The organism is Mycobacterium sp. (genome assembly GCF_032162105.1).
In the GTDB taxonomy this organism is placed as follows: Bacteria; Actinomycetota; Actinomycetes; order Mycobacteriales; family Mycobacteriaceae; genus Mycobacterium.
The window spans coordinates 1-11,691 of record NZ_JAVRPS010000681.1; the positions used below are offsets into that span (position 1 = coordinate 1).

The 11,691-nt window shown below is 65.5% G+C and carries 12 protein-coding genes and 2 pseudogenes; 3 read left to right on the top strand and 11 right to left on the bottom strand.

From position 1 onward, the window contains the following. From QOC69_RS34260 to phoU, 3 genes are all read right to left on the bottom strand, one after another. The coding region (locus QOC69_RS34260; RefSeq protein WP_526446994.1) for an FAD-dependent oxidoreductase at positions 1 to 442 on the bottom strand (442 nt) is incomplete at its 3' end. Beyond that, the gene (locus QOC69_RS34265; RefSeq protein WP_526446996.1) at positions 420 to 869 is read right to left on the bottom strand and encodes an SRPBCC family protein; all 450 of its coding nucleotides are present in this window, start codon (positions 867 to 869) and stop codon (positions 420 to 422) included. The genes QOC69_RS34260 and QOC69_RS34265, both read right to left, overlap by 23 nt. Before the next feature lie 243 nt (positions 870 to 1,112). Continuing rightward, positions 1,113 to 1,778, bottom strand: coding sequence for a phosphate signaling complex protein PhoU (gene phoU, locus QOC69_RS34270; protein ID WP_526446998.1), 666 nt, complete (start codon positions 1,776 to 1,778; stop codon positions 1,113 to 1,115). 96 nt (positions 1,779 to 1,874) lie between these two features. On the opposite strand from phoU, the gene QOC69_RS34275 reads away from it, so the two are divergent. Then, positions 1,875 to 2,078, top strand: a complete 204-nt coding sequence (locus tag QOC69_RS34275) for a hypothetical protein (protein ID WP_526447000.1) — start codon at positions 1,875 to 1,877, stop codon at positions 2,076 to 2,078. A 234-nt stretch (positions 2,079 to 2,312) separates the two neighbouring features. On the opposite strand, the pseudogene QOC69_RS34280 reads toward QOC69_RS34275, so the two are convergent. The 3 genes and pseudogenes from QOC69_RS34280 to QOC69_RS34290 all read right to left on the bottom strand — a co-directional run. Next, positions 2,313 to 2,632, bottom strand: a pseudogene (locus QOC69_RS34280) (ANTAR domain-containing protein); the annotation flags it as partial. A 797-nt stretch (positions 2,633 to 3,429) separates the two neighbouring features. Then, a complete protein-coding gene (locus tag QOC69_RS34285) occupies positions 3,430 to 4,014 on the bottom strand; it encodes a thiamine pyrophosphate-dependent enzyme (protein ID WP_526447002.1) in 585 nt (194 codons plus the stop codon). Between the two features lie 412 nt (positions 4,015 to 4,426). Then, a pseudogene (locus QOC69_RS34290) lies at positions 4,427 to 4,618 on the bottom strand (hypothetical protein); the annotation flags it as partial. Between the two features lie 164 nt (positions 4,619 to 4,782). Here QOC69_RS34290 and QOC69_RS34295 point away from each other — a divergent pair. Both QOC69_RS34295 and QOC69_RS34300 read left to right on the top strand, forming a co-directional pair. Then, the gene (locus QOC69_RS34295) at positions 4,783 to 5,304 is read left to right on the top strand and encodes a TetR/AcrR family transcriptional regulator (protein WP_526447012.1); all 522 of its coding nucleotides are present in this window, start codon (positions 4,783 to 4,785) and stop codon (positions 5,302 to 5,304) included. An 84-nt stretch (positions 5,305 to 5,388) separates the two neighbouring features. Then, positions 5,389 to 7,074, top strand: coding sequence for a GAF domain-containing sensor histidine kinase (locus tag QOC69_RS34300; protein WP_526447004.1), 1,686 nt, complete (start codon positions 5,389 to 5,391; stop codon positions 7,072 to 7,074). Positions 7,075 to 7,162: 88 nt separating this feature from the next. Here QOC69_RS34300 and QOC69_RS34305 read toward each other — a convergent pair whose 3' ends face one another. The 5 genes from QOC69_RS34305 to QOC69_RS34325 all read right to left on the bottom strand — a co-directional run. Beyond that, positions 7,163 to 8,461, bottom strand: a complete 1,299-nt coding sequence (locus tag QOC69_RS34305) for a phthiocerol/phthiodiolone dimycocerosyl transferase family protein (RefSeq protein WP_526447006.1) — start codon at positions 8,459 to 8,461, stop codon at positions 7,163 to 7,165. Between the two features lie 69 nt (positions 8,462 to 8,530). Further along, on the bottom strand, positions 8,531 to 9,559 hold the full coding sequence (locus tag QOC69_RS34310; protein WP_526447008.1) for a helix-turn-helix domain-containing protein: 1,029 nt from the start codon (positions 9,557 to 9,559) through the stop codon (positions 8,531 to 8,533). A gap of 622 nt (positions 9,560 to 10,181) precedes the next feature. Continuing rightward, the gene (locus QOC69_RS34315) at positions 10,182 to 10,712 is read right to left on the bottom strand and encodes a DUF3455 domain-containing protein (protein WP_526447010.1); all 531 of its coding nucleotides are present in this window, start codon (positions 10,710 to 10,712) and stop codon (positions 10,182 to 10,184) included. 126 nt (positions 10,713 to 10,838) lie between these two features. After that, on the bottom strand, positions 10,839 to 11,147 hold the full coding sequence (locus tag QOC69_RS34320) for a hypothetical protein (protein ID WP_526447014.1): 309 nt from the start codon (positions 11,145 to 11,147) through the stop codon (positions 10,839 to 10,841). A gap of 390 nt (positions 11,148 to 11,537) precedes the next feature. Beyond that, on the bottom strand, positions 11,538 to 11,691 hold a 154-nt coding region (locus tag QOC69_RS34325; RefSeq protein ID WP_526446421.1), incomplete at its 5' end, for an aquaporin.

Consider the following 11,691-nt stretch of genomic DNA (forward strand, 5'->3'; position numbering starts at 1 on the left):
GCTCCTTGATGGTGCGCCACAATTCGACCAAGCGCCACCAGTTGTCGCCATCGCCGGCCTGTCCGCGGGCCAATTCGGCGGCGGTACGAGCGGGGTCACGGTAGATGACCGGTGCATCCTCATCGGACGCGCTCCGCGCGTGCCCGACCACGGCGGGGGCGTGGGCCCACTGCAGGCCGTGCTCTTCGAGGCGCAAGGCGCCCAGCGCCGGGGAGGCCACCGACATCGGATAGAACGCGCTGTACAGGTCGCTGACGTAGCCGGGGAACAGTTCGGCGCTGCGCACCGCGCCGCCGGGATCGGGCTGGGCTTCGAGCACCAGCACGTCCCAGCTGGCGTCGGCCAGCAGGGCCGCGGCGACCAATCCGTTGTGCCCCGCGCCGACGACGACGGCGTCGACGTCGCCGCGGGCCGGGGGCCTAGTGCTGGTCGGCGTCGGCATCGTGGTTTTCCGCGATGCGGGCCAGCCGCCAGGTGCATTCCCGGTTGCGCGGCGCCACTCCGGCGAGCTGCACGCTGTCGGGGATCCACCGCAGTGGACGCGACACGGCCACCTCGGTCATCGCCACCCGGCAGCCGCCGGGGATGTCGGTCAGCGTCATGGTGATGCGGGCCTTGGCGGCCGGGCGTACCTTCGCCAGGAGCACGAGTTGTTCACCGGTCGTGCAGCTTTCGACGACGGTCTCGTCGTTGATGACGGCGGGCCAGGTGCCGATCGAGTGCAGGATGCGGGCGCCTGGGGCCGGCCAGTTCGTGCTGACGGCGCGGATCCGGCTGTTGCCGACCACCCAGCCGGAGTAGCTCCAGCCGTCGGCCAGTACGTCCCACACCTGCGCCCGGGTGGCGGCTACGTCTCGGGTCACGGTCATCGGCGTGTCCTAACTATCGACAGTCACGGTCGGCAGGAAGGTGCGCATCCCCGCGGGGGGTCGGCGCTTCCAGATCTGACTGAAGACCGATCCCGCGCTCATGCCGCCGGCGAAGCTCGTTGCGACCGAAAGCAGGGTATATAGCGCCCTGGACGTGCGACTCATTGCGACGGACTCCTCCTGTCGGTACCGCAGCGACTTACCCGTCCGATCCGGCACCCAAACGGTGCGCGGCACCGTGCCCTAGCGCCGCGGTGCGATCAGGTCGGACGCGTAGCTGCCCGTCGTTTGAAAGATCACCCGGCGTGCAATCTCTGCTGCGTGATCGGCGAAACGCCCGTAGAACCTGCCGAGCAGCACCATATCGATGGCGACGCTTGGGCCGTGAGGCCACTGTGGACTCATCACGGTCGTGAACAGGCTCCGGTGCAATGCGTCCATCGCCCGGTCGTCGTCGCGGACGCGGTGGGCCTGGGCGCAGTCGGCGGCGAGCACGGCCGCGCGGCAGCGTTCGGCGAGGGCGATGGCGATCTCACCCATCCGGGCGAAGGAATCGCCGAGTTCGTCGGGCACCACGGGTTGGGGGTGACGGCGCAGGCACAGCTGGGCCGTGTGCGCGGCAAGTCCGCCCACCCGGTCGGCGTCGGCGGCGATCTGGATGGCGGTTACGGTGGCCCGCAGGTCACCGGCCACCGGGGCCTGGCGCGCGAGGATGCTGACCGCGCGGCGCTCGACGGCGTTGTTGAGCAGTCGGAGCCGTTCGACCTCGGTGAGGACCTGCCCGGCGCTTTCGGCGTCGACCTCGAGCAGTGCGGTGGTGGCGCGTCGGGCGGCGACTCCGGACAGTTCGCACATGTCGCCGAGGTCTGCGCGGAGGAACTCCAGTTGGCGGTGAAACTCCCTGCGCATGCTGTCTCCTTCGAACGCAGCGGATCTGGGACACTTCTCTACCCGCCGGGGACCGCCGCAAACCCGCGCCGGAGGCCTTGCCACATCCGCGCGGACGTGATGGCCATACGTGACGGCACGAAGTTCACCGTTGAGTACGGCATCCAGACCCCGACCAGCAAGACCATGCTCGGCGTGACCGAGGGTCTGGAGGAGGCACAGCGCACGCTGGACATGGTCGGGGACGGTTGCCTCATCCAGCGCACCGTCAGTTACAGCCCGTGGGTCGAGGTGGACGCGCGGGCGCAAACTTCCGGCTGAGTCCGTGCAGATTCCGATACGCAGTCACCCCGCCGGCGCCGATCGTCGAGATTGGGGAACCCGCTTACAACGCTGCGTGGTCTGGGCCGTGCACTGAGTAGGACAGGGGAAGTGCGACAACCTATACGCAAGGAAGCACGGCGACCCACTGCCTGTACCGCCCGGAGCGGCGAGCACCCAATGGTGTCCCCAGCAAGACGGCTACATCGCGGTGACAACCCGCGTCCCGCCGCATCAGTCTCCCCGCGTATCGATGACACGCTGGGACGTCGTGCAGCTTGATGTTCTGTTCTTGACTCAATCGTCTGAGCATCTCGAACGCCCGCAGGTCATTTACCCCGAAGCCCTCCATGATGATGCCCTTCGCTTGACCGATGCGGTCTCGCGTACGCAAACGCACCCTGCAGTTGCAGCAACTGTTGGGTGGCTAGAAATGCCGAGGCGGCATGCGCTGCCAATACGCCGCCGGTGATCTCATCTTCGGCGTCCCAGGTTGCCGGCTCAAACCCGAAGAGGTTGAGCGCACCAGCCGTTCGGTCAGCGGTGCAGAACTTGGTGTGCGTCGACTGTGGCGATTCGTGGCTCGCTCCGAGGCGGGTCGGCCAACCCCTATGTGCCGCGTGCTCACGCTCCTCGCTGCTCGCGGCCAAACCGGCAGCGGTGGCACCGGATCAGGCTCAGGATCGGCAGACCGCGAAGTGACGGGTAAGCCCGTCCGGGGCTGACTCGTACGGACTGTGAATGGATTTGTGAACGAAACGTGGTGAAACGACCCAGAACTCATGAGACCTCGTGCGACGGCGTGGACGCGCACTGACCATAACCTGCGTGTTTGAGAATCGTGGGACCACGTAAGAGCGGGACCGGTTTGGCTCATAACCCAGAGACGGCCATCTGTGCATCCAGCGGTAGCGTTCCGGCAGGCCTTGGCCGCTCGGTGTCACGTCAGTGTCACAAGTAGTGCGGGACCGCTGGATTGCGCTGAGACGTGCTGGGAGCGTCTGCCCAGGTCAGCGGCCACGTGGGGCTGTTCTGGCATGCCCAGAAGCGCGATCGGAGGAACTTAGAATCCGCACAGTCTGGGTTCGAGTCCCAGTGGGGGCACGACGTTTGGAACCGTGGGATGTAGGTTTTCGCTGGCAGGCGGTCGCGGTAGGGCATCTCGTGTACGCGGCGTGCACCGAGCAAGCGTCCGGGACGGGCACTAACTAACTAGTTGTCCGCAGGGCTTTGACATGCTCTTTCGAATGACTGTCGCCGCCCGTCCATAGACAGGGAAAATACGAAGGTCAGAGGCTCAGCACCCCCAGTGACGCGTTTCGACTTTCGGGGGCGTGCGCTGGATCGGCTGCTACTTCGGTTGGCACACGACGTCGACCAAAGCGGGTTTGCCCGTCGACTGCACATACTCGGCGGCGCGCTGAACCGCCTTCTCGATATCGGCGGGGTCGGTAATCGGCCCCTCGGCATGCCAGGAGAACGAACGGGCAAGGGTCGCGAAGTCGGGCGCCGGGTTGTCGATCTCCATCCCGATGTGCACTCGCTCGAGCGGAGTTCCCCGTTGGCGAGCGAGGCGTTCCTGGTGTTCCCAGTCGTTGTAATACGCACGGTTGTTGAACATCACGACGAGTAACGGAAGTTCGTAGTATGAGGCAACCCAGAGAGCTCCGGCGTCGAACATCAAGTCACCGTCGGGCTGAAGGTCTACGACAAGTCGACCGGTTCCCTTGTGCGCCAACGCGACACCGAGAGCGATGCCGATCTGCATCGCGGTTCCCGATTGTTTTCCCGGCGTGCGATAGTGCTTGTCGAAGTCCCACACCCGTTTGGCCCATTCGGAAGCCGTCCCCGCCGTCAGCACCCAGTCGTTGGCGTGTCCGAGCCACGCCGCAATCACCGCGATCGCACTTGGCGTAGATGCATCAGCGTTGCGCACGAATGCCGCGCATCGTGGAGCCGTACCCGCTCGATACCGAGCCCGTCGAGCATCCTGCCCCAACGGAACGTGAGCAGATTTGGGTGATAGGGCTGTCCGAATTGCTATGCGCCTGGCTCGCCCGCCGCCACACCGTCCGCACCACGCTGAACTCCGGGCCCGTCCGACACCATTGCCAGCGCCTGCAATCTGTACGGCGCTGGTTGGAAGTTCTATTCCTGAGCGAGCTCTCAGCTCATCTCAGTGGCTTCTCAGAACCGTGGACGCACGCTGAACACGTGCGACGAACTACACAACGTCCAACGAATGCACGCACGGGGTTACCAGCATGGCAATCAAGACGAAGTACATCGCACCACTGTTGGCGGCGGGAGCTGCCGCAGTCGCGATCACCGCCGCACCATTGCGGCGGCACCGCGAGTACAACCTGCGCGCCGTGGCTGGCGAGTGCGGTTGCGGTCTCGAAGCCGACGCCGGTGTTAGCGCCGGTGATGACCGCGACGCGATCGGTCTGGTCGGGGATATCGGCTGCGGTCCACGGAGCATTGCTGCGCTGGGCTTCCCGCACGCCTCCGACCTGGGTTGCCCGTACGCGTCGGAACATTCTCTGCCTCCATTCGTCCATACCCGCCACCACTCAGATACGGTGGTGGAACTTCCGTTTTTCGCACTAACGCTAAAGTGGCAGTCGTGCTACCACTTCATCCTGGAGGCGCGTCACCCATGCGGTTGCCACGCAAAGACGTGCTCCGCAATCGACAGCGGCTGGTGAGGGCCGCACGCGAGGCGTTCATCGAACACGGGCCCGAGGTCAGCCTGGAGGAGATCGCGCATCGGGCCGGTGTCGGCCCGACCACCCTTTACCGGCACTTTCCCGACAAGGACGACGTGATCCATGCGGTCCTCGACGACCTGATCCAGGCGGTGCAGGACAACGCCGACCAGGCCACGCATATCGAGGATCCGTACGAGGCGTTCCGGGCGGTGTTCACCGGCAGCTGTGACATGTCTGAGCGTGAAGTGGCGACGTTTTTGCGGCTGGCCGGCGCGAGTCGCCACGCCGATGAACACGCCAACCGTCTCATCACCGCGGTGATCGGTCCGGCTACGTCCCGGCTGCGCGAGGCTGGCGGCTTGCGTCCCGGCATCACCGTTGACGACATCACCATGTTCGTCCGCATGACCGTCGCCGCCGACAACGAGGAACGCCGCGCGAAGGCGATTGACATCTTGCTCGCCGGCGTCATTCGCCCGGTCGAGCACAACACCCGTCACAGCCGTCGAACATGAGGACTGGAACCAGGATCGCTACCGGCCGACCTACTTTCGCGCCCTCAACGCAATGGAGGAACTCAATGATGTATCCCCGCCTACGTGGCGCAGTTCTCTAGAGCGGCAGCGGTCGGCATGGCCCGGTATGGGGAATCGCGCAGCACGGCAGCAGGATCGGCCTCGTCGACGAATGCGGGCAGCAATGGCTCCGCGGCACCCGTCGGCGACGGGCGGGTCAGCGCTTCCGATGCGCCCGTAACGGCGCCACCGATGCCGACGCGGCTGCTGTCGTTGGTGCTACGCCCGACGGCCGGGTCGCTCGCCGTCGGGATCGTGGTGGCGGCCTCGCTCCTCGGCGCGGAGACCCTGCTGGTGTATCTGCTCAAACAGATTGCGCCGATGAGCCCCTTTGGCGTGATCTACCTGCTCGGCATCTTGGTGGTCTCAACGGGCTGGGGCTTCGGGCTGTCGATGCTGATGTCGTTGGCCAGTGCCCTGGCCTTTGACTTCTACCGCATGCGGCCGGAGAGCATAATCCCGACAAGAGCTCAGGACTGGGTGGCAATTGGGGTCTTCCTGGCGGTTGCGCTGTCGGCCAACACTCTCGCGGGTCTGGCGCGATCACGCGCCGTCGAAGCGCATCAACGCCGCCGGGAGACCGAGTCGCTCGCGGACCAGCAAGCTGCGCTGCGACGGGTGGCGACACTGGTGGCGCGGGGACTTCCCCCGCCTGACGTGTTCTCCGCGGTGGCGGCGGAATTGGCCCGGTGCCTGCGCGTGGACCACTCGGCCCTCGTTTGCTACCAGCCCGACGGTGCGGCCCTGCTGCTCGCAGCTCACGATGTGCCCGGCAGGGCGGAGAAGATGCGCGTCGGGGAGCGGTTCTCCGTCGAGGGCGAGACCGTTGCTTCGCTGGTGTGGCGAACCGGGCGCGCCGCCCGGACGGACAGCCACGACAATGCGTCGGGTTCGGCCGCCGCGCGGATCCGTGAGCTGGGCCTGCGATCGGGAGTCGGTGCGCCGATCGTGGTGGACGGGCGCCTCTGGGGCGCCGCGGTCGTCGGTTGGTCGCGATTGGAGCCCTTGCCCCCGGGCACCGAGGCGCGGCTTGGCGACTTTGCCGATCTGGTTGCGACCGCGATCGCCAACACCGCGACCCGCGCGGAGCTCATCGCGTCTCGGGCGCGGATCGTCGCGGCCGCCGACGATGCCCGGCGCCGTCTTGAACGTGACTTGCACGACGGCGCCCAACAACAACTGGTCGCGCTGGGACTCGTGCTGCGCACCGCGGAGGCATCGCTGCCGTCCGAACCGCACACGGCCAAGGAGCAGATTTCGCACGTCGTCGCAGGCCTGGCAGGGGTCTCCGAGGAGTTACGCGAGATCTCACGTGGGATCCATCCCGCGATCCTGTCCAAGGGAGGTCTGGGCCCCGCGCTCAAGACGCTGGCTCGCCGGTCGGCCGTGCCGGTCGAGCTCGACGTCAGCGTCCACCGACGGTTGGGAGAGTCCGCCGAAGTGGCCGCCTACTACGTCGTCGCCGAAGCCCTCACCAATGCGGCCAAGCACGCGCAAGCATCGCAGGTGAACGTACGCGTCGAAGCCGCTGGTCCCAACCTGCGTCTGTCGATTCGAGACGACGGAATCGGCGGTGTCGACCCAACCAAAGGATCCGGCATCATCGGCCTCAGAGACCGCGTCGAGGCACTCGGCGGCGAGATGGTGATCTCGAGTCCGCCTGCAAGCGGAACATCTCTAATGGTCGAGATTCCTTGCGACGCCGAATGATTACGACCGTCGACCGATGGGTTCTGCTACCTCGGTTTGGCATTTCGATCAAGTACTGAAATGTCGAGCGGCGTCGCAAGGCGGGCGTTCAGCATGCGGCATCGATGACATCGCGGACCCGCTCGAGATAGCCGGGGAGCGGGTCGTGGCTCGCGTTGACGATGCGCAGCTGCCCGTTGAAGGTGCACACACCGCAAGCCAGTTCGCCCTGGATCTGGACGAGAATTGCCGGCCCCCAGATCGCCACCGGTCGCACCGCCTCTGGCGGCCCCATGTCCAGCACACGCAGGTTGGACGCGAACGCCTCGAAGCTGAGCCCGCGAATCATGAAGGCATCCGCGTCCTCTGGCGTCACATCGATGGGGATGAACTGTTCGATGGCAGCCGACCCACCCAGCAGAGCGGGCACTGAACGCGCAACGGCGAGCTGGTCACCGACGGTGCGGGCCATGTCCCATGGGTCGGTCAGCTGGTCACGGGTGAAGGCTGTGCGAGCCGCGGTGAAGTACAGGCACACGTCGTCGTGCACGCCGATCTGGGCGCGGAAATCATAGGGGGTCAACATCCGGACGAACTCGTTGCGGCCGGACTCGAGGATCGCCCGGCTCATGGCCGCGACCAGCGCCGAGTGCACAGTGGTCCGCTCGGCCCGTGCGCGGGCGACCAGCCGTCGGGTCAGGTCCTCGTCGAAGCAGATCGCGCTGAGGTGGGGCACCGCGCCGTCGAAGGCCCGAACCGTGGATGGCGTGGCAAACCAGTCGGGCTGCGCCGGTGGCGAACCGTTGGCAGCCAGCGCGGCAGCGGGCTGCGCGGCGCGCAGGTGGCCGATCAGTTCCTCCTGCGACGGCGGAACTGGCAGTGCCTGAAGTTGGTTCCCGTTCAGCGCGGAGAACAAATCTCGCAGGATGTGTGCGGCCGAGATCCCGTCGACGATGGCGTGATCAACAGTCAGGATGATCGCGGCAGGGGTGCTGCGCAGCAGCACCACCCGGACCATCGGCGCGATAGCGGCGTCGAAAGGGCGGGTCAACTCGTCGGCGACGACATCACACCATGTGTAGTCGGTCTCGTCGATGACGGTAACCGGGATCGGCGGCACGATCGTCGGGCGGTAAAAACCCGGTCCGGCCTGAGGGTCGTCGTCGACGTACACGTTCAGCAGCGGGTGGCGGTGCTGCACTACGCGGAGGGCGCGAGCGAGCGCGCCCGGATTCAGGTCGTCCGCAAGCTCAGCCACCACACAGAAGTGCATCGTGCTGATCTGCTGGCGCCGGTGATACATCCGCTCGAAAGCGCCGAGCGGACGAACCAACGCACCCGTCGCCTCGCCGGCGAATGAACGCAATCCGTACGCATCAACATCGAACTCGGTTCCGCGTCCAACCATGAGCTACCTCCATGAGCGTGATCGTTTCCAGCTGTAACCGCTGTGATTCCAGTCTTGTCACTCGGTCAGTCAGGAGGCTTGAACCCGCGCGACATGTCGGTGTACCGATGCGTCACGAGGTCGGCGGTCGAAGCGATACGCGTCGCGGAAATCCGTCGGTGAACTGCCGTAGTGGGCCTTGAAGGTGCGGCTGAAGTGGCTCGTGTCCGAGAAACCCCAGCGGTGAGCAATGTCGGAGATGGGTCGATCGCTTTCGGTTAAGTCCTCTCGGGCGCGTGCAAGCCTGCGAAGACGCACGACCTCGCCTACCGTCTGACCGGTGGCGCTGAAAACGCGGTTCACGGTGCGGATCGACACCCAATGAGCTGATGCGATGGCAGCGGGTGTGACGGTGCCGTCGAGCAGATGTCGCTCGATGTATCGCTCGATCGATGCACGCAAAGCGGGCTGCGCGAGTTCGGCCGAACAGACGTTGCTCTCGCTGCGCAGGGCACCGGTCAACAGCACCAGGGCGGCCGTGCGTGCCGCGCTAACGCCGGCGGAATCCAGTTCCGGCAGTATCTGATTGAGCGTATCCAGGTAGGTCGTGAGCAACCGAGTTGCCGGGGCGGCTGCGTCGAGCTTGACCCCGTCGCTCATCCATGCCCGTCCACCGACCTCATCGAGCGCCGTCCACGGGATCAGCATGCTGCGTTTCGATAGTGGCTCCCGAACGGTGAACCGGTTCCGGTTGGTGCTGTCCCACGCCACGACGTCACCAGGTGTCATCGTGGCTTCGATGTGGCGCTGGCTGATCGTCTCGGCCCCCGCCTGGACGATCATTAATGCGACGAATTCCCCTTCCGTATCAGCACGCTGATGGCGGGCGCGCGCACCGGAACAGGGTCCGCACTGGCCGTCGACCAATGCGAGGTCATCTATCTGCCAGCGGCGGAGCCACGCCTTGAACGTATCCCGGTGGGGAAGCTCCGGGATTGCGACCGTGCAGGGCACATAGCTGGCCGACAGTATCTGCTCCCACTGAGCGGCAGCGTCGTCTCCAACACTCGAATCTACGGTCCACAACTCGTCCCCGCTTGGCGCCATGCCGCCCTCCACGTCCTACCTCGAGCCGATATCCGTTCAGTGGTTGTCGAGCCGCGCATCGGCGCACGACTGCTGAACCGAAGCCTCAGAGCTGGTCGGCGTCCTCGCCTCGACTGCGATGACTGGCCGATCCCGTCCGTGCCTCCCAGAATTAGCCTCCGGCGAACCCATGTCGTCACCGCTGACACCCATCGACGCTTCCGGTCAGCTGCAGTCTGTGACTACCGACTAGCGTCCGCGGGCAGCACAGCACTTTGGAAGTGTCTTCGCCCCGGCTCCCGTCTTCCGCGAGCTCTACACGGCGTCCAGTCGAGAACTCTCGCGCCTTCCCGGACGAAAACGGCAGGCGTATCAGAGAAAGGCTGCGAGTGCGCTACCCACGAGCGCGTCAGCGGGTTGAAGACAGCTGAGGAAACGGCGTGCGCCAACGGTGGCCCTTCGGGGAGGCGCCTAGCGGCTCGCTCGCGGTCGATGAACTGTGCTGCGACATCAATGATTTCGTTCGTCGTTGTCCCGCCGTCTGGAGCCGAACTCGGGCGAGACGAGCCCGGTTTCCAGGAAGGTTTGCGACGCCGGTGCGTGTTGTCGATCCGATCTGTAGTCGCCATGGGGACCGTCGACCTCGATCAAGAGGTCAGGGGGCGGCCGACCAGAAGCGGTACACCGCCGAGTACTGGATGGCTTGCTGCGACCCCTCCGTGCACGATCCGGCCGGTGCCACGCCGCCGGTGGTCTGCAACCGTTGGACGTAGGTCACCTTGCTGAACGTGCCCTGGCCCTGATTCTGGTTGGCTTTGAGCAACAGTTCCGGTATGGCGCCGTCGCGGTTGACCGTCGCCACCGGTGCCGCGCCCACCTCGCTGCCGTCGATCGTGGAGACCCAAACCGGGCCCTTGAAGTGCAAACCGACCGGCTTGCCGTCCGCGGTCAAGGTGGCGGCGGGCTGCAACAGCGTCCACTTGGCCTTGACACACTGATAGACCTGCACACCGGAACCGTCGAGCGACGAGGTGAGTCTGTTCCCCGCCGGTACCGCAAGCGGGGCAGGTAATCCGGCGCTGCCGACGTCCTCTTGCGTGACGGATGTGCTTGGCACCTGCGACTGTCCCGCAGACGAGCATCCGAGCACCCCAAGCGCAACCGAGCCGATCGCGAGTACAAGCATCCTGTTAATCATCGTGCAATCTCCAAGCTAAGGCATGCGGGTGAGCATGGCGGCGCCGGCCGAGGGCGACTGCACTGCCCCCCGCGCTCAGCGTCACGGTGCGGTCGCCTGAAAACCTTGAGGCCGCTAGAAGTTACCCCAGCCGCGGACGCCGTCCCAGCCGCCGCATACGCCATTGGAACAACCGCCGCCAAAGCCACCCGTGGCTGGGTTCCAACCGCCGCAGCCATGCCAGCCCCGACCATTGCCGCAGCCGCCACCGCCGCCCGCTCCGCCGCCACCGCTACCGTGAACGTTGCCGTTGCCCGCAAGGACAACCTGATGGGTGGTAGTAGCCGGCGTGTTTGCGATCACAGCGGCCGGTGTGGCGACGATCGCCGCGACGGCAGCCGCTGCCACGAACACCGATCTGAAAGCTCTCCGTTTGATTGGCATGTCTCCATAGTCCTCGCACTGTCGGCGTACCGCCACCCCATTTATGAACCCGGACAAGAATTTTCGTAGAAGTTTCGTAAACGGCGCCGTGCTCCAAATCGAGGTGGAAGTGGTGTCGAACACATCCACGCCGAAGCCGCGCCGAACGAAGTCACCGACGTGACGCGGTCGTTACGGCATGGATAGATCGGCGTGATCTCTCAAATTCTCGGTGGTGCCATGACTCTCGAAGCACAGCATCCTCGAAAGCCGTCACGTCCACACGGTGGAGCGGGTGGCGACCCGATCATGCCGATCCGTTGCCTACGGCAGTCTTGATCTTGTCGCCGACCTCTTTGTCGATGTTCTTCCAGTATTCGAATGCGCGGTCCAGCACCGGACCGAGTCGGCTTATTTGTCGTCGGGGTTGAGGGCCAAGAAGGTCACTCCCGCGGCGGCGCCGGCGATGACCTGCGCCACCAGGTACACCCACAGCGTCGGCCAGGCGAATGTTCCCATCGCGGCCCCGGCGAGGGTGACCGCCGGGTTGAACGCACCCCCGGAG